The 22049-nt window shown below is 42.6% G+C and carries 23 protein-coding genes; 1 reads left to right on the top strand and 22 read right to left on the bottom strand.

The features are described from left to right. Positions 1 to 120: 120 nt before the first annotated feature. Positions 121 to 1065, top strand: a complete 945-nt coding sequence (locus tag NYE22_RS08770) for a 4-hydroxy-3-methylbut-2-enyl diphosphate reductase (RefSeq protein WP_014477361.1) — start codon at positions 121 to 123, stop codon at positions 1063 to 1065. Between the two features lie 22 nt (positions 1066 to 1087). On the opposite strand, the gene NYE22_RS08765 is transcribed toward NYE22_RS08770, so the two are convergent. The 22 genes from NYE22_RS08765 to floA all read right to left on the bottom strand — a co-directional run bounded on the left by NYE22_RS08765 (position 1088) and on the right by floA (position 22031). Next, positions 1088 to 2209: a Nif3-like dinuclear metal center hexameric protein gene (locus tag NYE22_RS08765; protein ID WP_038829714.1), complete on the bottom strand. Its 1122-nt coding sequence runs from the start codon at positions 2207 to 2209 to the stop codon at positions 1088 to 1090. Further along, a complete protein-coding gene (gene trmK / locus NYE22_RS08760) occupies positions 2202 to 2852 on the bottom strand; it encodes a tRNA (adenine(22)-N(1))-methyltransferase TrmK (protein ID WP_342412772.1) in 651 nt (216 codons plus the stop codon). Before trmK ends, NYE22_RS08765 begins: the two co-directional genes overlap by 8 nt. A 256-nt stretch (positions 2853 to 3108) precedes the next feature. Continuing rightward, positions 3109 to 3471 carry a cytochrome c550 gene (gene cccA, locus NYE22_RS08755; RefSeq protein WP_003230068.1) on the bottom strand — a complete coding sequence of 121 codons (363 nt, stop codon included), beginning with the start codon at positions 3469 to 3471 and terminating at the stop codon, positions 3109 to 3111. Positions 3472 to 3799: 328 nt separating this feature from the next. Then, complete coding sequence (gene rpoD, locus NYE22_RS08750) at positions 3800 to 4915, bottom strand: RNA polymerase sigma factor RpoD (protein WP_003226225.1); 1116 nt, start codon at positions 4913 to 4915, stop codon at positions 3800 to 3802. Positions 4916 to 5113: 198 nt separating this feature from the next. Beyond that, positions 5114 to 6925, bottom strand: coding sequence for a DNA primase (gene dnaG / locus NYE22_RS08745; protein ID WP_014480290.1), 1812 nt, complete (start codon positions 6923 to 6925; stop codon positions 5114 to 5116). A gap of 33 nt (positions 6926 to 6958) precedes the next feature. Further along, the gene (locus NYE22_RS08740) at positions 6959 to 7453 is read right to left on the bottom strand and encodes a YaiI/YqxD family protein (protein ID WP_342412451.1); all 495 of its coding nucleotides are present in this window, start codon (positions 7451 to 7453) and stop codon (positions 6959 to 6961) included. 253 nt (positions 7454 to 7706) lie between these two features. Continuing rightward, a complete protein-coding gene (locus NYE22_RS08735) occupies positions 7707 to 8519 on the bottom strand; it encodes a pyruvate, water dikinase regulatory protein (protein ID WP_003230064.1) in 813 nt (270 codons plus the stop codon). A gap of 25 nt (positions 8520 to 8544) precedes the next feature. Next, positions 8545 to 9183 (bottom strand): transcriptional regulator CcpN, encoded by a 639-nt coding sequence (gene ccpN / locus NYE22_RS08730; protein WP_003237058.1) that lies wholly within the window; start codon positions 9181 to 9183, stop codon positions 8545 to 8547. 133 nt (positions 9184 to 9316) lie between these two features. Then, positions 9317 to 11356, bottom strand: a complete 2040-nt coding sequence (gene glyS / locus NYE22_RS08725) for a glycine--tRNA ligase subunit beta (protein ID WP_342412450.1) — start codon at positions 11354 to 11356, stop codon at positions 9317 to 9319. Further along, positions 11349 to 12236, bottom strand: a complete 888-nt coding sequence (glyQ, locus tag NYE22_RS08720; protein ID WP_003226213.1) for a glycine--tRNA ligase subunit alpha — start codon at positions 12234 to 12236, stop codon at positions 11349 to 11351. The genes glyS and glyQ overlap by 8 nt, the downstream gene beginning before the upstream one ends. A 296-nt stretch (positions 12237 to 12532) precedes the next feature. Then, positions 12533 to 13300, bottom strand: a complete 768-nt coding sequence (gene recO, locus NYE22_RS08715) for a DNA repair protein RecO (protein WP_342412449.1) — start codon at positions 13298 to 13300, stop codon at positions 12533 to 12535. 36 nt (positions 13301 to 13336) lie between these two features. Continuing rightward, on the bottom strand, positions 13337 to 13480 hold the full coding sequence (locus tag NYE22_RS08710) for a YqzL family protein (RefSeq protein ID WP_003230053.1): 144 nt from the start codon (positions 13478 to 13480) through the stop codon (positions 13337 to 13339). Between the two features lie 147 nt (positions 13481 to 13627). After that, positions 13628 to 14533 carry a GTPase Era gene (gene era, locus NYE22_RS08705; RefSeq protein ID WP_003230051.1) on the bottom strand — a complete coding sequence of 302 codons (906 nt, stop codon included), beginning with the start codon at positions 14531 to 14533 and terminating at the stop codon, positions 13628 to 13630. Then, entirely contained in the window at positions 14514 to 14924 is a 411-nt protein-coding gene (locus NYE22_RS08700; protein WP_003230049.1) for a cytidine deaminase, read from the bottom strand. Before NYE22_RS08700 ends, era begins: the two co-directional genes overlap by 20 nt. A gap of 118 nt (positions 14925 to 15042) precedes the next feature. Next, positions 15043 to 15414, bottom strand: coding sequence for a diacylglycerol kinase family protein (locus NYE22_RS08695; RefSeq protein ID WP_015384119.1), 372 nt, complete (start codon positions 15412 to 15414; stop codon positions 15043 to 15045). Further along, a complete protein-coding gene (ybeY, locus tag NYE22_RS08690) occupies positions 15395 to 15868 on the bottom strand; it encodes an rRNA maturation RNase YbeY (protein ID WP_003230039.1) in 474 nt (157 codons plus the stop codon). Before ybeY ends, NYE22_RS08695 begins: the two co-directional genes overlap by 20 nt. Further along, the gene (pgpH, locus tag NYE22_RS08685; RefSeq protein ID WP_010886570.1) at positions 15869 to 18004 is read right to left on the bottom strand and encodes a cyclic-di-AMP phosphodiesterase PgpH; all 2136 of its coding nucleotides are present in this window, start codon (positions 18002 to 18004) and stop codon (positions 15869 to 15871) included. It lies immediately after the preceding gene. Between the two features lie 78 nt (positions 18005 to 18082). Further along, on the bottom strand, positions 18083 to 19042 hold the full coding sequence (locus tag NYE22_RS08680) for a PhoH family protein (protein WP_014477373.1): 960 nt from the start codon (positions 19040 to 19042) through the stop codon (positions 18083 to 18085). After that, positions 19039 to 20235: a sporulation protein YqfD gene (yqfD, locus tag NYE22_RS08675; RefSeq protein ID WP_003230033.1), complete on the bottom strand. Its 1197-nt coding sequence runs from the start codon at positions 20233 to 20235 to the stop codon at positions 19039 to 19041. Before yqfD ends, NYE22_RS08680 begins: the two co-directional genes overlap by 4 nt. A gap of 18 nt (positions 20236 to 20253) precedes the next feature. Next, positions 20254 to 20535, bottom strand: a complete 282-nt coding sequence (yqfC, locus tag NYE22_RS08670; RefSeq protein ID WP_003226191.1) for a sporulation protein YqfC — start codon at positions 20533 to 20535, stop codon at positions 20254 to 20256. Positions 20536 to 20591: 56 nt separating this feature from the next. Continuing rightward, entirely contained in the window at positions 20592 to 21011 is a 420-nt protein-coding gene (locus tag NYE22_RS08665; protein WP_024573276.1) for a hypothetical protein, read from the bottom strand. Positions 21012 to 21035: 24 nt separating this feature from the next. Further along, positions 21036 to 22031 carry a flotillin-like protein FloA gene (floA, locus tag NYE22_RS08660; protein WP_003230026.1) on the bottom strand — a complete coding sequence of 332 codons (996 nt, stop codon included), beginning with the start codon at positions 22029 to 22031 and terminating at the stop codon, positions 21036 to 21038. Positions 22032 to 22049 lie beyond the last annotated feature (18 nt).

The raw sequence follows: 22049 nt of genomic DNA, 5'->3' as shown, positions 1-22049 counted from the left end.
TTCTTTGATATCTGAAGTGAGATTGGCTATAATGAGATCAGAAGAATGCAAGAATAGAGCCGTTTGATTACGGCTTTTTATATTGCCTTTACTCACTTCAGTATTGGAGGACAACCGAAAATGGACGTAATTAAAATTTCACCGCGCGGCTATTGCTATGGTGTTGTTGATGCTATGGTCATTGCCAAAAATGCGTCACTAGATAAAAGCTTGCCAAGACCCATCTATATACTCGGGATGATTGTTCATAATAAACACGTCACTGATGCGTTTGAAGAGGAAGGGATTTTTACATTGGACGGCTCTAACCGTCTGGACATCTTAAAGCAGGTTGACAAAGGAACTGTCATTTTCACTGCGCACGGTGTTTCTCCCGAAGTCAGAAGAATCGCAGAAGAAAAAGGGTTAGTCGCAATTGATGCTACATGTCCGGATGTGACGAAAACTCATAATCTAATCTTAGAGATGAAAGAAAAAGGATATCACGTAATCTATATCGGCAAAAAAGGGCATCCAGAGCCTGAGGGAGCCGTTGGCGTAGCGCCGGAGATTGTTCACTTAGTTGAAACAGAAGAAGATGTAAAGAACCTTGATATCCAAGCAGAGAAGTTAATCGTGACGAATCAAACAACAATGTCTCAATGGGATGTCCACGACATTATGGAGCTTGTCAAAGAAAAATATCCTCATGTCGAATATCACCAAGAGATTTGCCTCGCTACTCAAGTGCGGCAGGAAGCTGTATCAGAGCAGGCAAAAAAAGCGGACTTAACAATCGTTGTCGGAGACCCGAAAAGCAACAATTCAAATAGGCTTGCTCAAGTGTCAGAGGAAATAGCCGGGACAAAAGCATACCGGATCGGCGACTTAAGCGAATTGAAGCTCGAATGGCTGAAAGGCGTTAATACCGTTGCAGTTACAGCGGGAGCTTCCACACCGACGCCGATCACAAAAGAAGTCATTCGCTTTTTAGAGCAGTTTGATCACGAAGATCCATCAACTTGGACAACTGAACATAATATACCGCTCAAAAAAATACTTCCAAAAGTAAAAGCAAAAAACTGAGGCTGTAAAAGCCTCAGTTTTTTTATAGAAATGTAAATGGATTTGTATCTGTTTCAGAAACAAAGATATTCACGTCAAACTTTTTATCATTACACATTGATGTCAGCTTTCTCGTGACGCCTTCTTTCATGATTTTTTCCGCATAGTGTCCCGGATCAACCACATTTAGGCCAAGCATCATCGCATCATGGGCCACATGGAAGTATAAATCTCCTGTGACGTAAACATCGGCTCCCTTTCGTTTTGCATGATGAATATACTTGTTTCCATCTCCCCCAAGAACAGCTACCTTTTTCACCATGCTGTCAGCATCCCCCACCATTCTGACACCATTGACGTCAAGCTTGTCTTTCACAAATAAAGCGAATTCCTTGAGCGTCATCTCATTTTTAAGGGTTCCGACACGGCCGAGTCCTTTTTCGGCGGGAGTCTGTTCAACAGGATAGATATCGTAAGCAACTTCTTCATATGGATGGCTTTTTATCATTGCATTGATAACAGCCTTTTCGACGCTTTTAGGAAATACAGTCTCAAGCCTTACTTCATGAACAAGCTCAAGCTCTCCCACTTCACCGATAAAAGGCTTAGCTCCGTCTAATGGCTTAAAGCTGCCGATTCCTTCAGATGAAAACGCGCAATGGCTGTATTCACCGATATGGCCGGCCCCCGCATTTCCGAGCGCGGCTCTGACCTGCTCTTCATATTCCTTCGGCACGTAAACTGCCAGCTTTTTCAGAGGATCCGTATAAGTAGGTGCCAGCACTTCCGTCTCACTCAGCTCTAATGCTTCAGCAAGCAAATCATTCACGCCGCCGTCCGCAACGTCTAAATTTGTATGAGCTGCATAAACAGCAATATCATGCTTCAAACACTTTTCAATTAACCTTCCGGCAGGCTGATCTGTTGAAATATGCTTTAGCGGCCGGAAAATAGGAGGATGGTGTGCAATAATCAAGTCAACCTCTTTTTCAATCGCTTCATCGATAACGCTCTCTAACACATCAAGTGTAACCATCACATTTTTAATTGGTTTGTTTAAAGTGCCGATTTGCAGGCCGATTTTATCTCCTTCAACCGCATAGGCTTTCGGGGAAAATTGTTCAAACAGCTGGATGATCTGCTGCCCATTTACACTTTTAGCCATGATCGATTACCTCCTTTAACAGCTCCATTCGATCGGCGAGCTCCTTTAATTTTTGTTTGTTTTGCTCTGTATCTGCCGCTTGGCTGATCTGTTCATAGATGCTTTGAGTGTGCTGAAGCTCTTGTGTCCACTTTTTCAAAAAGACAGCATTTTTCTCTTTTGCCAAGAAAGGGCCGACGAGCATCCCGGCTGATAAAGAAATACCGTCATAAGCCGCATCCCTGCCTCCCTCTTCTGCTACCAGCACCTCATAGCACTTTCCGTCCTCTTCAAGGATTACCTCATCTATCAGCGCATATCCTTCTTTATAAAGCCACTCCCTGATATGAACAGCATGAATATTCGGCTGTAAAATGAGCCGTTCCTTCCCCGTTAATTTGTCTTTGCCCGCTTCTAAAATGTGAGCGATCAAAGCCCCGCCCATTCCGGCAATCGTAATGGCATCAGCTTCACCTTTTTTAATCACTTCCAGTCCGTCTCCCTGCCTTACAGAAATGTGCGAGTTTAAGCCTGATTTTTCAACCTGCCGCTTTGCAGACAAAAACGGGCCGTCTGTTATTTCTCCGGCAATCGCTCCGCTGGCTTTATGATTCAGCACCGCATAACAAGGAAGGTATGCGTGATCAGAGCCGATATCGGCCATCACCGCTCCATTCGGTATGTACTCCGCTACTGTTTGCAATCGTTTAGATAATTTTAATTCGTTCACTTGTCATCACAACTTTTCTCAATCATTTTTTCCTTTACTATCATATAAAAAATCAGCCCGGAATCCAAGCTGAAGCAAATGATTTTGAAATTATTTCTTTTGATGCGGGTCTGCACGCGGCAGTCAAAAATAAAAGGCTGTCGAGAACATCTCGGCGGCCTGTGAATGTATAAAGAGAAAAATAGTTCTTTTATTTAATTTTTGATACCCACTCTGCCATATCATCCAGCTTATCGGCCGGAACAAGACCGGAAGGCATTCCATTACCGCCTTTTTCGATCTTTGTTTTAATTTCAGCGACATCTTTCTTATCCCCTACACCTTTTAAGCTCGGACCCGAAACACCTTCATAATTTTCTCCGTGGCATGCGATGCAGTTTGCCTTGTAAATTTCTTCTGGTGAAGCGTTCGCATCTTTCTTTTCAGCAGATTTGCTTTCTCCTCCGCTCGCAATCTCCCGAGAGTCATCAAGTCCTTTTACTGATAAAAAGAAAGTTAGACCAATTCCTAAAACAGCGATCAGCAAAAATGGAATAAGCGGGTTCCATTTCATTTCCCTTCCCCCTTTTTGATCCTTCCCCCTATGTAAACACTTCTAATTCTAACTTATTTTTACAAAAAGTAAATGGATTGCTATACAAAAGTTTTTTATTCACACTTTATACAAAATTGAATAGAAACATGCCTAAATCTCTAATATCCTTTTTATTCTATTGTATAATGTATTGTATACGCTTACAATAGAAAATATGGAATTAGATTTTGAAATTTTTCACCACAATGTTCATTTGCAAATGACATCATTTTTCAGTAAAATAAAGGCATATTATCCATATATCTTTTTAAAAAAAGAAGAACGGATCTTCAAGACCCGTTCCATCTTATTCGAGGAAATCTTTCAAACGTTTACTTCTGCTAGGATGTCTTAGTTTCCGCAACGCTTTGGCTTCGATTTGTCGAATACGCTCTCTCGTTACTCCAAATACTTTGCCGACCTCTTCTAATGTTCTTGTACGCCCGTCATCAAGACCGAATCGAAGACGCAATACATTTTCTTCACGATCAGTTAACGTATCAAGCACATCTTCCAGCTGCTCTTTCAATAGCTCGTATGCGGCGTGGTCAGAAGGTGAAGTTGCTTCTTGGTCTTCAATGAAATCACCAAGGTGCGAGTCATCCTCTTCACCGATCGGTGTTTCCAGAGATACCGGCTCTTGAGCAATCTTTAAGATTTCGCGTACTTTTTCAGGCGTTAAATCCATATCTTCCGCAATTTCTTCAGGTGTTGGTTCTCTGCCTAAGTCTTGCAGTAATTGACGCTGCACACGAATTAATTTATTAATGGTTTCAACCATATGAACGGGAATCCGGATCGTTCTCGCCTGATCGGCAATGGCGCGTGTAATCGCCTGTCTGATCCACCACGTAGCATACGTACTGAATTTATAACCTTTGCGATAATCAAATTTTTCAACGGCTTTCATCAGGCCCATGTTTCCTTCCTGAATCAGATCAAGGAACAGCATACCGCGTCCGACATACCGTTTTGCGATACTGACAACAAGCCGCAGGTTCGCTTCAGCCAATCTGCGTTTAGATTCTTCGTCACCTTCTTCAATCTTTTGAGCGTAGGCGATTTCTTCTTTTGCAGAAAGAAGGTTAACCCGACCGATTTCCTTTAAATACATACGAACTGGGTCATTGATTTTAACGCCAGGCGGTACACTTAGGTCATTAAGGTCAAATTCTTCTTCGGCTTTGGCAAGCTGCTGAATATTAGGATCTTCTGTTTCTTCATTCTCACTAATTAATTCAACACCTTGTTCACCTAAAAATTCATAATACTCATCCATTTGGTCTGATTCAATTTCAAAGCTGGACATACGCTCAGCAATTTCTTCATATGTCAAAACGCCACGTTTTTTACCAGACTCTGTTAATTGCTCTTTTACTTGGTCGAATGTTAATTCTGTCTCGTGGGTTTGTTTATCAGCCATTATGGATCCCTCCTTCCAAAGCTTGCAACGAATTCTATAAGCGGTATGATTCTTATTCGGTCCATTCAGGCGTTTTCTATGTGAACTGCCTTTAACAATGTGCGAATAATGAAATGACAATTCATGATGAGGTTAAGCGATCTATTTGCTCCTCCGCAAGGAATCATTGCCAATAAATGCTCCTCATCAGTTCTCCAGTTATTTTAAAGATCGGTTCAATGTAACGATTTCTTGAGCCAGAGAAGCAGCTCTTAAAAAATCTTTTTGCCTTTCGGCTTCGGCTCTTTCCGCCTCTTTTTCTTTTATCATTGACCAATTTCTTTGATTCAACACTTTTTTTACATAATCTGATAACTCGGCTTCGCTAAGCTCTTGATTAACCTGAAGCATTAATATATCAGACAAGAGCTGGCTTATATGATCATCCGTCACCCTGGCCATCAGATGCTGAGGCGTCAGCTCGGCTCCCTCTTCATAAAAAGCATAAAGATAGGCGGCTAATGCCCGGTGCTCATCAATATTAAATTGAAACCCTACCCGGTCAATCACTTTTTTGATGACGCTCCGATCTCGAAGCATGTGAGCGAGTAACAGCCTTTCTGCATTTTCATACGCCGGACGCAAACGTTTTTGCCTTGCTTTTGTCGTCAGATGCGCTCGCCGCGTTTTTGTTTCACCGCTATTGTCAGCAGGTTTGTTTTGCTTGCTGAAAACAGACAGCTGCTCAGTTAAAGACTCCTGTGAAAGCGAAAACTCTGAAGCAAGCTGCTTTACATAGACTTCCTGCTCTAGAGACCCTGAAAGCGTGCTGATTTCTTTCAGTACGTCTTTAATGTAAGCCAGGCGGTCGCCTTCATCGGACAGGTTCTTTCCTTTTCGGAAATATTGCATTTTGAACGCCATTACGGTGACACTGGCGTCAATAATGTCGTTTTTAAATTTTTCCCCGCCGAATTTTTTGATGTAATCATCAGGGTCCAATCCGTCAGGAATCATTGCAACTCTGACTTTGCAGCCTTTTTTTTGCAGAAGCTCCGAAGCTTTTAAGGTGGCTTCATAACCGGCTTTATCAGAGTCATAGCAAAGAATGATTTCTTCGACGTTTCTTCTCAGGATCTTGACATGATCATCTGTAAGAGACGTTCCCATCGTGGCTATGCTTTCTTTTACACCCGAGCTTACAGCCGATATGACATCAGCAAACCCTTCAAATAAGACTGCTCTTTCCTGCTTTCTGATATGAAGGCGGGCCTTATAAAAATTGTAAAGCAGTTTGCTTTTATGAAAGAGCGGGGTTTCAGGACTGTTCATATACTTAGGCTGCTGGCTGCCAAGAGCCCTGCCCGAGAAAGCAACAACAGCCCCGTGATGATCATGGATCGGAAACATGACACGGTTTCTGAAGCGGTCGAAATATCCGCTTCCGTCTTCGCGTCTGATCAGGAGACCCGCTTTTTCCATTTGTGCCTCACTAAATCCCCTCTTTACAAGGAATTTCGTGATAAAGTCCCAAGAATCAAGAGCATAGCCAATCTGAAATTCATCAATCAGCTCTTTCGTAAAGCCCCTAGAAAGCAGATAATCCAGTGCCTCTTGACCTTCTTTTGTATTTATTAACAAATGATGGTAAAATTTCTTCAGGAGCTCATGTGCCTCAGCCATTTTTTGTTCTCCAGAAGACTCTGGCCGGGCTCCGGAATGGACTGTTATATCATCTGGAAAATCAATTTGGTATTTGTCAGCAAGGTGAGAAACCGACTCGGCAAATGAGTAGCCTTCCATCTGCCTTAAAAAAGAGAAAACATTGCCGCCCGCTCCGCAGCCAAAGCAATGAAAAATCTGTTTGTCGGGCGATACGGAAAACGAAGGTGTGCTTTCTCCATGAAAAGGACAGAGTCCAAAGTAGTTTCGGCCTTGCTTCTTTAATTGAACATAATCACCTATGACTTCAACGATATCTGCCGACTTTTGCACCTGATCCACAATTTCATCTGGTATCCGATTTCCCATCTTATAACACTCCGTCGTACATTATTCGATGCTTTAGAGCAAAATCCCTTCATCGTTCGACAGGATTTTTTGCAGCAGTGTAATAAATCGATCTCGATCTTCTTTATTCAATTTTTTAGGCCCTTTGGCATATACGCCTTTTCTTCTTTGTTTGCCGGAAAAATGACGGCCCTCTAGAGCAAAATCAATCGTGTCTTCTTTGTAAAGACGACCTCTTTCCGACATAACGGAGACATTTCTGTTCAACAGCAGAGATGCTAATCCGATGTCCTGCGTCACAACAATATCTCCCGGTTTCACGTGATTTGCGATATATAAATCAGCAGCTTCTTTATGAGGATCAACATACTTCCATTTTTCTTCATTGCTTCTGGAAAGCTGATAATGTTCAAATGAAGCGACAAAAAGAACTTGAACTTCATACTCGGATGCTGTTTGTAAAATTTCATCTTTTACCGGACAAGCATCAGCATCGACAAAAATCGTCTTTTCTTGTTCATTAAGAAGAGTAATTCTCCATCCCTCCATTAAACTCCTGCATAAAAGCAAGCAAAATCGCACATCCTTTATTATTGTGGATGTATATGAATTTGTCGAAAAATTTCCGGGAGAAATTCTTGACATCTTACCCATAATAGTTTATTCGTATCACACGATCCTTAAACCTAAAATTAATCATTTTATCACAATTTTTTATTATAATACAAACTTCACAAAGATGCTATTGTTTTTCATTATTCCCTTTTGGCACAGCCAAAAACCCAGGATAGAGCGTCCTGAGTTATATGTTTTTTGTTTTGAGATGATGGATAATATTTGCTGTTTCCTCAACCGCTTTATTTGAAACATCAACAACCTGGCAGCCGATCCGATCCACAATCTTTTCGAAATACTCGAGTTCCTCTTTGATTCTGTTGATATTTGCATAAATCGCTTTATCATTAAGCCCGAGTGATTTTAAACGTTCTTTTCTGATATGATTCAGTTTATCAGGGCTAATCTTTAAACCGATGCATTTTTTCGGATCAACGTTAAAGAGTTCTTCCGGCGGATCAACCTCCGGTACAATCGGAACATTGGCAACCTTCAGGCGTTTGTGTGCGAGATATTGAGACAGCGGTGTTTTAGACGTTCTTGACACGCCGATCAAAACGATATCAGCTTTTAAAATTCCTCTTGGATCACGTCCATCATCGTATTTAACTGCAAACTCGATGGCCTCCACTTTTTTGAAATAATCTTCATCAAGCTGGCGCACCCGCCCCGGTTCGTATTTCGCTGTTAAACCGTAGGCTGTTTCCATTTTATCAATCAACGGGCCGATAATATCATAATATAAAACATTTGCTTTTTCCGCTTCGGCTATCAAATATTCTCTGATTTCCGGCACCACGAGTGTAAAACAGATAATGCCGCCGTCTGCCTTTGCAAGTGAAATCACTTCATTGATAGTGCCTATATCTTCAACATAAGGAATTCTTCTTACATGAGTATCATCCGCCGATCCGTTAAATTGGCTGAGTGCTGCTTTTACTACCAATTCAGCCGTTTCACCGACGGAATCCGATACAACATAGATGATGCGGTTATTCATATTATCCCCCCGTTAGTTTGCAATCTTATAGGATTTCATTTTCAGATAAACTGACAAGTATTTTGGTCATATTTGTTTTTGTCACTCTGCCGATCACTTCAAAGCCTTTATCGGTGTCTTTGATGACAGGCAGTGCATCAATTTGTTTTTCTATTAAGTGCTTTGCAATGTCCATCACATAATCCTCGCGTCTGCACACCGTAATGTTCGGCATCCTTGTCATGATGATGTGAACAGGGACCGATGTAAGCTCCTGCTGGCCAATGCTCGCTCTGAGCAAGTCTTTTCGTGAAAGCACCCCGACTAAAACAGCATCGCGGTCCACCACAAACAGAGTACCTACATCTTCTAAAAACATGGTGCAAATCGCATCGTACACAGAAACGTTTTCGTGAATCACTACGGGGATAGATTGAAAGTCTTTCACCTGAAGCTTTTTGAGTTTATCCGCCAAAAGCTGCGTGCCGGTTTTTCCCGTATAGAAATAACCGACTCTCGGGCGCGCCTCGAGGAATCCTGACATGGTGAGTATGGCTAAATCCGGGCGCAATGTCGCCCTGGTTAGGTTCAGCTTTTCTGCAATATGCTCCCCTGTAATCGGCCCGTTTTCTTTCACAATCTGCAAAATATGTTCTTGCCGTTTATTTAGTTCGATCGTACTCACCACCTTTTCACTTCATAGCTATGTAAAGAAATAATAATCCATATTATAACGTAAATATCTTGTAATCAAACAAAAAAACTTATAAATGGGGAAAAGACGATTACCGATCACACAGCAACCGCCTTTTCTCTCTTTATTTTACAATAAGGGCATTCATATTCGCAAAGGACTTGATCTCATCCGCCAAGCTTACCATTTGCGCTAAACGATTTGCCTTTAATGACTCATTATCCGCTATAACCATTGTATGATCGAAGTAAGCATCGATCGGTTCTTTTAAGGCTGCAAGTGAAGCAAGCGCCGCCTCATAATCTTTTTTGCTGAAGTTTTCCTGCAGATTTTGCTTCGCTGTTTGGTAGGCATCAAACAGTTTTGCTTCGTATTCATTTTCAAACAGATCAGGCTGAATGTCTCCGGAGACTCCTTTTTTGCTGATAGAGATCACTCGGCCTAACGCTTCGGCTGTTTCCTTAAAGCCAGGTGCACCAAGCTTTTGCTCCAGTACTTGTGCTTTATGCAGCGCAGAGTACGGCTCAAGCTCAGAGCTTTCCAGCACGGCGTCAATGACATCATGTCTGATTTGTTCAGCATTCAAGACATATTTCAAGCGCTGAGTGAAGAAATCCAGCAGTTCATTTTCTTTATTGGTTTGAACGAAAGTAAGCAGCTCTTCAAATGAAATTCCCCAGTTGCGGTCAAGAAGAATCGCAACAATACCGCTTGCTTGGCGGCGCAGTCCGTAAGGGTCCTGGGAACCGGTCGGAATTACGCCGATAGAGAAGAATGAAGCGATTGTGTCAAGCTTATCCGCCATTGCTACAACAGCTCCGGTGAAAGTAGAAGGCGTTTCTCCGCCCGCTGATCTAGGCATATAATGTTCATTAACTGCCGCCGCCACAGCTTCATCTTCGCCAAGCATTCTCGCATACTTTTCGCCCATAATTCCTTGAAGTTCAGGGAATTCATATATCATATGCGTCACAAGGTCGAATTTAGAAATTTCAGCAGCCCGCTTCACATGTTTTAATGTATCTTCATCAGCCTGAAGACGAACGGCAAGTTTCTCTGCGATTGATGTGACTCTTCTAACCTTATCAGCAAGAGAACCAAGCTCTTCATGGAAAACGATATTTTCAAGCTTCTTCACATTTGCATCAATGTTTAGTTTCTGATCTTCTTTGTAGAAGAATGAAGCATCAGATAAACGTGCGCGCAGCACTTTTTCATTGCCTCGGGCCACATTTTCAATCGCGTGGCTGTTGCCGTTTCGGACTGTGATAAAGTGAGGCAGCAGGTCACCGTTTTTGTCTTTGACAGGGAAGTAGCGCTGATGCTCTTTCATTGTCGTGACAAGCACTTCTTCAGGAATTGACAGAAACTCGGATTCAAATGAACCGTAAAGAGCTGTCGGGTATTCTACCAAATGATTCACTTCATCAAGAAGGTCTTCGTCAACTGGAATGCTCCAATTGTTTTCAGCAGCCATTGCTTCCAGCTGAGATTGAATCATTTGCTTTCGGACGCTAGGATCAGCAATAACATGCTGTCCTTTGAGCTGCTCTTCATAAGCTGAAGGTGATTCAATTGACACTTCATGTCCGAGGAAACGATGTCCCTGTGTTGTCCGCCCAGACTCAACGTTTGTGATCGAAAATGGAATGACATCCTGTCCAAATAATGCGACAATCCATTTGATCGGTCGGATATAACGCAAATCTTCATTTCCCCAGCGCATGTTTTTCGGGAAATGCAAGCTTGTAATTAAACCGCTCAGTTCCGGCAGAAGCGACTTCGTTTCTTGGCCGGCTTGGAATTTTTGCACGAATACATACTCTATGCCTTTTACTTCTTTAATGTACAGGTCTTCCACATTCGCGCCTTGGCCTTTTGAAAAGCCGATTGCCGCTTTTGTCCAGTTCCCGTCCGCATCAAGGGCAATTTTTTTCGCAGGCCCTTTTGCTTCTTCTTTTATATCATCCTGCTTTTCTGCGACATCCTTAACGAACACAGCAAGACGTCTCGGTGTATTGAAGAGTTTCACTTCACCGTGAGTAATATTTTTTTCTTTAAGCCAGCCTGTCAGCTTGTCGCCAAGCTGAACCATGCTTTCATTCAAAAAGCGCGCCGGCATTTCCTCTAATCCGATCTCTAAAAGTAAATCCTGTTTACTCATGAGAAGAACCCTCCCCTTTAAGCATTGGGAACCCTAGTTTTTCTCGTTCCTCATAGTAGGTTTTTGCTACTTTTCTAGCTAAATTCCGCACTCTTGCGATATAGCCCGTCCGCTCGGTAACAGAGATCGCACCTTTGGCATCAAGCAGGTTGAAAGTGTGCGAGCATTTCAGCACATAGTCATATGCTGGATGAACAAGTCCGTTGTCCATTTGCTTGATCGCTTCTTTTTCATATGTGCTGAACAATTGGAACAGCATATCGACGTCTGATGTTTCAAACGTATAAACAGAATGCTCATATTCAGCCATCATGAATAAATCTTTTACTGTAAACCCTGACGTCCATTCCAAGTCAAACACGTTTTCTTTATCCTGGATATAAGACGCGAGACGCTCAATTCCATACGTAATCTCTACAGAAACGGGTTTACACTCTAATCCCCCGACCTGCTGGAAATACGTAAATTGTGTTATTTCCATTCCGTCAAGCCAAACTTCCCAACCTAGACCCGCGCAGCCTAAAGACGGATTCTCCCAGTTGTCTTCAACAAAGCGAATATCGTGCTCAAGCGGATCAATTCCAAGAGCACGCAGGGAATCCAAATACAGCTCTTGAATGTTATCAGGTGACGGTTTAATAATGACCTGGAACTGATGATGCTGATACAGTCTGTTCGGGTTCTCCCCGTAGCGGCCGTCTGCCGGACGTCTGGAAGGCTCTACATAAGCCACTTTCCACGGCTCAGGACCGATACTGCGCAAAAATGTATACGGGCTCATCGTGCCGGCTCCTTTTTCTACATCGTAAGCCTGCATAAGCACACAGCCCTGACTGGACCAATGCTTTTGCAAGGTTAGAATCATGTCTTGAATATTCATTTCAAGCACCTCCACTTTTCTTTCATAAGTTACTGCGGCAGCAACCAAAAAACTCCCGTCTCTATGCTTGCCAGCCGCAAACATAGGGACGAGAGTTCTCCCGCGGTTCCACCCTAGTTGCTGAGAACAAAATCCCAGCCTCTTTTTTTAAAATTGCTCAAGAATGCCTTTCGTTGCGTGCTCATCCTTAGCTTACACCGCCCTAAGGTCGCTTTCATGAGGTAAACGCAAGTACTTCTTTCTCTCACTGCAACATATTTTATAATAAATGATCATATAAAAAGATGGACCAAATGTCAACTTTTGTTTTCACCCATAAGATGTTTCATGCTTTCCATTTGATCTAAAAAGCGCTTTGATTTTAAATACAATCCCGAATATTCTTCGTAATATAAATCAATCACTTGCTTTAATTCAGCTTTTGTTTCCTCTTTTAAGGACACATTGCCGAGCCTCGACAGATCAAAATAGTAAAAGAGTCTTAACAGCCTTGCCGTTTGCGGTTTAATCGGTATCCTGTAAGGATCTTTTTCAAAACAGCGGTGGCATATAAAACCATTATCACGAACAGAGAAATGAAAGGTTCCGTCTTGGCTTTTACAATGAACACAATGATTTAGCTCAGGATACAGGCCCATGACACCGAGCATCTTCATTTGAACAATGAAGGTGATAACATCCGGATCTGTTCCTTCATTCAGCTGTTTTAATGATTCTAATATGAATTCAAATAAATAAGGATTTGCCTTTTTTTCTTCTGTGCCTCTGTCGACTAACTCAGCAATATAGGCAGCATATGCTGTTAAAAACAAATCTTCCCTGATGCCTCTCATGCTGAGGATCATTTCCCCCTGCTGAAGCGTTCCGAGGCCCGATGTTTTTTGCATTAAGAAAGCACCATACAAAAAGGGCTGGCTGACTGCTGATAAACGGCTGTTCGGTTTTTTGGCGCCTCGTGCCATAACACCTATTTTTCCGTGTTCTCTTGTCAGTAATGTTACGATTTTATTCGTCTCTCCGTAATCATTTGTGCGAAGAACGATTCCTTCACATTTTGTCAGCATTTCCGCACCTTCCTCAAGCAGGAGCGGCCAAGAGGTTTATAAAATTGGATAATCAAATCGGGCTAGCTCATCTTCTAGTTCTTCGGGTCTTTCCATGTTCTCTTTTTCCAGTTCTTTAAAAAGAAGATACGTATCAACATTTCCTGTTTGAGAAAATACGTTCCAGGTAAAATTCAACACAAGAAACCCACCTTTCTGTAGTTAAACTAGCTTACCTAAACTCCAAATTCTTACCTTTATCTTGACCAGATGTCCTCCATTTCATGTTAAACAAAATTTGCTAATGTATCCCTGTTCCTGTGAGATAATGACACACACGGGAAGAGATTAATATTCGTCCTCTTTAAAGCCAAAATCGCGAAGCTGGGACATTTTATTACGCCAGTCCTTCTGCACTTTCACCCACAATTCAAGGTAGACACGGGAGCCCAATAGTGCTTCAATATCCGCTCTCGCTCTTTTTCCAACCTCTTTTAGAAGGCTTCCTTTTTTACCGATCACGATGCCTTTCTGAGAATCCCGCTCGACCACAATCGTTGCCGCTACGTGTACAGAACCGTTGTCCTGCCCTTTGATGGATTCGATGGCTACCGCAATGCTGTGCGGGATTTCTTCTCTCGTCAAATGCAGCACCTTTTCCCTGATTAATTCAGAAATGATAAATCGCTCAGGGTGGTCAGTTACCTGATCACTCGGATAGAATTGCGGCCCTTCCGGCAAATACGCTTCAATCTGAGCGAGCAAGGTTTCGATGTTATTTCCTTCTAAAGCAGAAATCGGAACAATTTCCTTAAAAGGATAACGTTTGCGGTATTCGTCAATTAGCAGAAGCAATTGGTCGGGATGAATTTTATCGATTTTGTTTACGATTAAGAATACAGGCGTAGACATCGTCTGCAATTTCTCAATGATGAATTCGTCGCCCTTCCCGTAGCCTTCCTCAGCATTGATCATAAACAAGATCAAATCGACTTCTTTTAATGTATTTTGCGCCACTTTCATCATAAAGTCCCCAAGCTTATGCTTAGGTTTATGAATCCCTGGTGTGTCAATAAAAATGGTTTGTGATGTGCCTGTCGTCAGTACTCCTTGCACCTTGTTTCTCGTCGTTTGGGGCTTATCGCTCATGATCGCGATTTTTTGTCCAATGACTCTGTTCAAAAATGTAGATTTTCCTACGTTTGGTCTTCCAATAATGGATACAAATCCTGATTTAAAGCTTTCGTTCGTCATGTAAATCCTCCGATGAAAATGCGCCTGGCAATAATTCTTCCACAGTCATTTCTTTTATTTGTCCTTGTAAATTAGTCAGTACGACAATAACGTCTTTTGTGCAAAGCTCAGAAATCACCTGGCGGCAGGCTCCGCACGGAGATACTGGTCCAGGGGTGTCAGCCGCAACGGCCAGCATCTGAAACTCTGTATCCCCTTCAGAAACAGCTTTAAATAAAGCGGTACGCTCGGCGCAATTGCACATGCTGTATGCCGCGTTCTCAATGTTGCAGCCTCTGTACACTTTTCCATCCTTGGTAAGAAGAGCGGCTCCTACTTGGAATTTGGAATACGGCGCATATGCCATATCACGCGCTTTTAAAGCTTCTGTTATTAATTCTTGTCTGTTCATGTGTACATTCCTCTCTTACCTATAATGGTACCGCTATCACTTTATATTTTACATAATCGCGCGCTTTTTTTCACGCCCATTTCTAAAAATGTAAAATAAATGTAAGAATTTTCAGCCATTACAGCTTTGGCAAAAAAATAAGTAAACCAATGATACACGAAATCACGGCAAAAACGCAAACAGCCCCGGCGGCAGCGTCCTTGGCCGCTTTAGCAAGAGGGTGATGTTTGTCAGTTATTAAATCAACCGTATGTTCAATGGCTGTATTTAAAAGCTCAAGCGAAAACATACCGCCTATCAAAAGGAATATAATCATCCATTCAATCATGCTGAGCTCTACAAGGAAGCCGCAAATGAGAACAGCGCAGGCGGCTGCGGCATGAAATTGGAAATTCCGCTCCGTCCGCGCTGTTTCCCAGATGCCCCGGCCTGCATGCACGAAGCTTTTGAAGAACCGCTTCAGCTCATTTCTATGATCTTTTGAGTCCATAAGCGTCCAGCAATTCCTTTTGCTTAGTAAACATCTCCTCTTCTTCCTCTTTCGTCATATGGTCATATCCTAAAAGGTGCAGAAATCCGTGTACAGCTAGAAATCCGAGCTCTCTTTTAAAAGAATGATTATACTCCTCTGCCTGCTCTCTTGTGCGATCGGCACTGATGATAATATCACCTAAAACCGGAGGCATTTCGGCGCCCACGATTTCGATCTCGCCTTCTCCCTCTTCTTCAAGAGCAAATGAGATGACATCTGTCGGAGCATCCTTTCCCCGGTATTCTTTGTTAATCTGATGTATGTCATCATTGGAAACAATCGTGACAGAAACTTCAGCCTGATCTTGAACGCCTTCACGCTCAGCAGCAAATTGAAGCAGATTTTCTACTTCTTTGAGCATCTCTTCTGAGACGCTTCCCGTTTCATCAACGATATCAATCAGTAAACTCATCTATTTCACCTTCTTAGTAGCCTCCGGATATTCAATCCGGGAGTGGAAAATTCCTTTTAATGTTGCACAGAGCGTTTTTGCGATTGTATCCAGCTCTTTAAATGTCAAATCGCATTCGCTGAACTGTCCGTCCTGAAGCTTATCGGATATAATACCCCGGACAAGCTTTTCAATTCGTTCAGGATTTGGATTATGCATAGATCTGACGGCCGCCTCAACACTGTCGGCCACTGATATAATTGCGGCTTCCTTTGACTGCGGCTTCGGCCCCGGATAACGGAACTCTTCCTCTGTAATCTGGTCGCCTTTTTCCTTCGCTTTATAGTAAAAAAACTTTAAAAGCGAGGTTCCATGATGCTGCTCAGCAATATCGACAAGCTCTTTCGGAAATTTATAGCTTCTCAGCATATTCGCACCGTCTGTCGTATGCGAGATAATAATATTTTTACTCAACTGAGGTGACAGCTTGTCATGCGGATTGTCAATATTCATTTGGTTTTCAATAAAATATTGCGGGCGCTTTGTTTTTCCGAGATCATGATAATATGCGCCGACTCTTGCAAGCAAACCATTAGCCCCAACCGCTTCACAGGCTGCCTCTGATAAATTGGCAACCATTACACTGTGATGATATGTACCTGGTGTTTCTGTCAGTATTTTGCGCAATAGCGGATGGTTAGGATTAGACAGCTCAAGCAGCCTCATGGTGGATAAAATGCCAAAGCCCGTCTCAAAAAACGGCATCAGGCCGATGATCAATACAGATGAAGCAAACCCCGACACAACCCCCATGAGCATTAACGTGCCGATTTCAAGACCCGACAACGCAGTGTTCTGGATCAATAATAAGGATAAAACGACAACCATATTAATAAACGCCACGAAAAGTCCGGTCTGCAAAATCTTTGATCTCGCATTGTGTTTTCCTAAAAATAATACACCTGAAATGCCGCTGATCAAATAATAAATCCCTATGACATAATTGAATGTTCCTGTCACACCCTGATTAAACATCATACTTCCGCAAATCGCAAGAATGATACTTCCCAAAATGGCAATGCGTTCATTCATCAGCAGTTTGATTAAGATGGCGCCGGCCGCAATGGGGACCAGATAGCCGATATTATTATACTCCATCTTCTGAAACAAACTGACAACCTCCATGATCACAAGCAAAAGTGTTGTGATAATCGAGAATAACAGAATGGATTGATTTTTAAACTTCAGATTTTGTTTCTGTTTTTCAAAATAATATACAAGTGTTGCAATGAAAAGTCCGATCATAATCAATAGCCCGCTGATCGGTTTAAAGAGATTTGAGTTATTTAATAACCCGGTCAGCTCAAGTTTCCTGTACACTTCCCGATCAATGAGGTCATTTTCTTCCACGAGCACTTGTCCCTGTTTGATTTGAACCTGCTGGACATTATCTGAGGCTTCCTGCCGTTTTGCCTCTGTTGCTTTCGGATCGAAGACGTAATTCGGAATAATAGCAAAACGCCCGATTTCTGTCGCGGCTCCCAAGTATTTAGACGGAATAGAATTGCTCTTTAGCTCTTTTTCTACCTTATCCTTTGCATCAGATAGTTTATCCGAAGGGATTTCACTGCTCATGACCGTATTTACTGCGGTAATGACCGTATCTCTGACAAAAGAAAAGTCTTCACTGTCTGCTTTCAGCAATGTCTTGATGGAATCCTCGGATATGGAATCATTCACATCTGACGTCAATTTATCCTTTACGGATTTGACCATTGATTTTTCCGATGGTGATTTGCTGCCTTCTTCCGATGATTTTTTCACTTCACTAATACTGTCGAATATTGATGACACTAGGTCTATCCGATTATCTGTGTATTCTTTTTTTAATGTATATTGATCTTCAACCGCGTCTTCAGCGGCTTGCTTTTTTTCCTCTGTGGCTTTTTGATCTTCCACGGTTGCCGGAGCGTAAATGGTCTTGTCGCTGACTGAAAACAGGTCTAAATCAAGTGTTTCCGGCTTAACATGTACAAAGAGCAAAGCAAACATAATGGCAGCCAGCAGAAGATACAGCAGTACATGCATGGAGCGCGCATTTTTAAAACTGCTCCATTTTTTCGAGCTGCTTTTGGTCTTAGCCTTCTTTTTCAACACAAGAACCTCCTCTTGAAACATCAAGCCCATAAGCAATCATAAAAATGACCCGATAACGCGCGATCGGGTCATTCAGCATTAATTTTGCTTATCGTATGCTTCAATAATTTTCGCAACAAGCGGATGTCTGACCACGTCTGTCTGGTCCAGCTCAATCATAGAAATGCCGTCTATTCCTTTTAGCATCTCCTTCGCTACTGCAAGTCCCGATTTGACGCCTTTCGGCAGATCAATTTGGCTAACGTCACCTGTAATGATCATTTTAGAGCCAAAACCCAGTCTCGTCAAAAACATTTTCATTTGAGCAGGCGTGGTATTCTGTGCTTCATCAAGTATAACATAAGCATCATCGAGCGTCCGTCCCCTCATATATGCGAGCGGAGCAATTTCAATGATGCCTCTTTCCATCAGACGTTCTGTATGATCTGCCCCAAGCACATCATGGAGAGCGTCATACAGCGGGCGCAAATAAGGATCTACTTTTTCTTTTAGGTCACCTGGGAGAAAACCGAGGCTTTCACCGGCTTCCACGGCAGGTCTTGTTAAAATGATTTTTTTGATATGTCCGTTTTTTAAAGCATGGACTGCTTTTACGACAGCCAGGTACGTTTTCCCGGTTCCCGCCGGACCAATGCCGAATACAAGGTCATTCCGCTTCATAGCGGCCACGTATTCCCGCTGTCCCATTGTTTTTACACGGATTGATTTGCCTTTTGCGTTTTTTGTAATTTCTTCTTCATACATGCTTTCAAAGTATTCAAGTTCATTCTTCTTTGCCATTTTGATGGCGTAAATCACATCACGTTCAGAGATCTCTATCCCCTTGCGAATTAAAGCGAGGAGCGATCCCAGCAGCCTGTCTGCAATCTGAAACGATTCATCATCGCCTGAAACATAAATCGTCTCGCCGCGCGTAATGATATTTACATTCAGATCTTTCTCCATCAATTTCAAAAAAGAATCTTGGTTCCCGAAGAGTGAAAGCGCCTCGTCCGGGTTTTTCAGTTTTTGATTCATCGCAAGTAAATGTTCTGTCATTCTTCAGTCTCCCTGACAATAGGTGTGGTTTGAACGATATCTTCTATAACTTGGTAGAGAATAATCAACTTTACTTTACCATTCTCAACAGTCTGGTGCAAAACTTTTTCACTTTTCACCTCGCCGTTTTCGCCTATTTTATCCTCTACATCCTGTTTACCCAATTTAATGCCTTCTTGAACTGCTTCTTCTTTCGTATATTTTCGCAAAGCCTCTTCACTTTCTCTCGTTTGCTCTTTGACATAGGATACAGGGAGCTTAAATCCGAGAAAATGAAGCGAATGCTTTTCTTGTTCTGTTTTTGGATGCTTCAATTCCTCTTTTTTAAACGTCATCCCCCAGATCGGGATTGCCAAAGAACCAAAAGAAAGCTTGTGCTTTGTCCTTACTTTGCCCGTATAGACGTTAAATAATGTTTCAAGCGGGACTGTCACTTCTGATCTATACCAGGTTTCTCCGTAAATTTCTGCTTTTGAGGCGACTTCCTGCTGATGGTCTTCGCTGCCGATCAGTCCCGAAACAAGCAGCTGCCCCTTTTCAACATGATCGTGTATGGCGGCCATGGGCTGTCCTTTTTGCACAAACATTCTCGTAATGGTTGCTTTCTTTTTGGCGACAATATTGCGCGGGCTAACATACTTTTCTTTTTCGGGCTCATTTTTCTCCACAACTTTCATGTGAATGGTCGTCCCCTTCAGATCAACTCCGACCCAAGTAATATTGTCTATTCCATTGGTTAATGATTTCTGTATTTTTTCGGGCGACATCATTAAAAACTGCAGACGGCCCTTTTTGACGCCGATTTCATTAAGATGCTGCCTCATTTGATGTTCTGTTTCAGGCTTAGCGCCTGTCACATCAATTTTCCACACCATATTGGACAGCAAAAACAAAAGGATGAAAAAAATCGCAAAACCGATCGTAAACCCTATATTCAGCTTTGATTTCAGCAACAGGAAGGGAAATCCCTTCCGATTGATAAATCGGGCTTTACATTTAAATTTACTTCTCACCCGCCGAAAGGCATGTACATCCTGAAGCTGTATATATAACGATACGGCTTCTTTCTTTTTTTTGACATGAAAGACCGGAATCCCCTGTCTTGTGCATTCATTAAGGAGCCGCTCAATCCCTCTTCCCGTCAATTCAAGCTGGACCTTACCCGAAAAAAAAGACAGCCATTTATTTTTCACAACATTTCCCCCTCGGCTTTATGACTCAACATATCGAACGACATCAATCGTACCCTCCAAAAGTATCTCTTCCGGAAGAATCGCCTTGATGACAAAATTTTTACCAGATATGATGCACTGGCCCTGCTTCAGCATCAGCCTCACTTCATTCTCACTGAAAAGCAAAAGGCCTCTGTGGTTTTCTATGTAGATATGAAGTCTGCCAACCATTGTAATCCTCGGCAGATCCATCATAACGTCCGGGGGAATTTCCAATGCTCTTGTCAGCCAAGCTTTCATACGATTCTTTCTTTGCCCCATACAAAAAGAACCCCCTTTCATCTCATATGTATGATTTGAAAGGAGGTTCTAACACTTTAATTTTTACGGGCTGAGCGCATCGTACGGTGAGGTTTTTTCGCCCGTGGAGGCCCGAACACCTCTCCTAGAACGATCCCCTGTACGACGGTGTCCTTATTCACCTGAAGCATTTTTTGTTTTGTGTATACTGTTTTTTGTTTGGCAGCAGCAAGATCTCGTTCCAGCCCTTTCAGGTTTCTTGCTGTTTCCCTGCGTCTTTCTTCCGCTTCCCGTCTTGCCTGTTCCATACGGTTAGGGATAGGTGCAGGGGCATCTTCTTTTGACTGCTTCTTTTGAGGAGAAGCAGATTGCACGTGTTGAGGTTTTTTTCTTTTTTGGCTGTTTTGCTTTTCTTCTTTGCTCTTTTTGCCGAAAATCGCAGAAATGATTCCGATGATCGCTGCAATAATAAGCGGATTGGTCAGTAAATCTTCCATCAGCGTTCTCCCTTCTTAGAGAGATTATGATTTGCGGTCTTCATCCGAAGGGTCTTTCGTCAGCTTGCCGAATGAATCACGCATTTCTGTGTCAGCATCGATGTTCTTGATATTCATGTAATCCATGACGCCAATATTCCCTTCACGCAAAGCTTCTGCCATCGCAAGCGGCACTTCCGCCTCGGCTTCTACCACTTTCGCGCGCATTTCTTCTACGCGGGCACGCATTTCCTGTTCTTGAGCGACAGCCATCGCACGTCGTTCTTCCGCTTTTGCCTGCGCGATGTTTTTATCAGCCTCGGCCTGATCGGTTTGTAAAATTGCACCGATGTTTTTGCCGATATCTACATCTGCAATATCAATTGAGAGAATTTCAAACGCAGTTCCTGAGTCCAATCCTTTTCCAAGGACTGTCTGAGAAATCATGTCAGGGTTTTCAAGCACTTTTTTATGATTATCAGATGAACCGATTGTAGAAACGATCCCCTCACCTACACGAGCTACAATGGTTTCTTCCCCTGCTCCCCCAACGAGGCGCTCGATATTCGCTCTTACTGTGATTCTCGCTTTCGCTTTGACTTCAATCCCGTCCATTGCGACACCGGCTATGAACGGTGTTTCAATCACCTTAGGATTAACGCTCATTTGAACAGCTTCCAACACGTCCCGGCCTGCAAGATCAATGGCAGCACAGCGCTCGAATGTGAGTTCAATGTTAGCTCGCTGAGCGGCGATAAGCGCGTTGACGACTCTGTCAACATTACCTCCAGCCAGATAATGGCTTTCAAGCTGGTTTGTTCCAACATTAAGTCCCGCTTTATGCGCTTTAATCAGCGGGTTAACAACCCGATTCGGAATGACGCGGCGAAGCCTCATCCCAACTAGAGTGAAAATGCTGATTTTCACTCCGGCTGCCAAAGCTGAAATCCAAAGCATTACAGGCACAAATGTAAAAAATACTGCCAAAACAATGATCGCTACTGCGACAATTGCCAGAATCATAAGTGTTGACGGATCCATATAACTTCTCCTCGTTTC

This window comes from Bacillus sp. FSL K6-1560 (assembly GCF_038592935.1).
Lineage (GTDB): Bacteria > Bacillota > Bacilli > Bacillales > Bacillaceae > Bacillus > Bacillus subtilis.
Note: the sequence above shows the minus strand (reverse complement) of the source record. Positions and strands in the feature narration are given on the sequence as shown.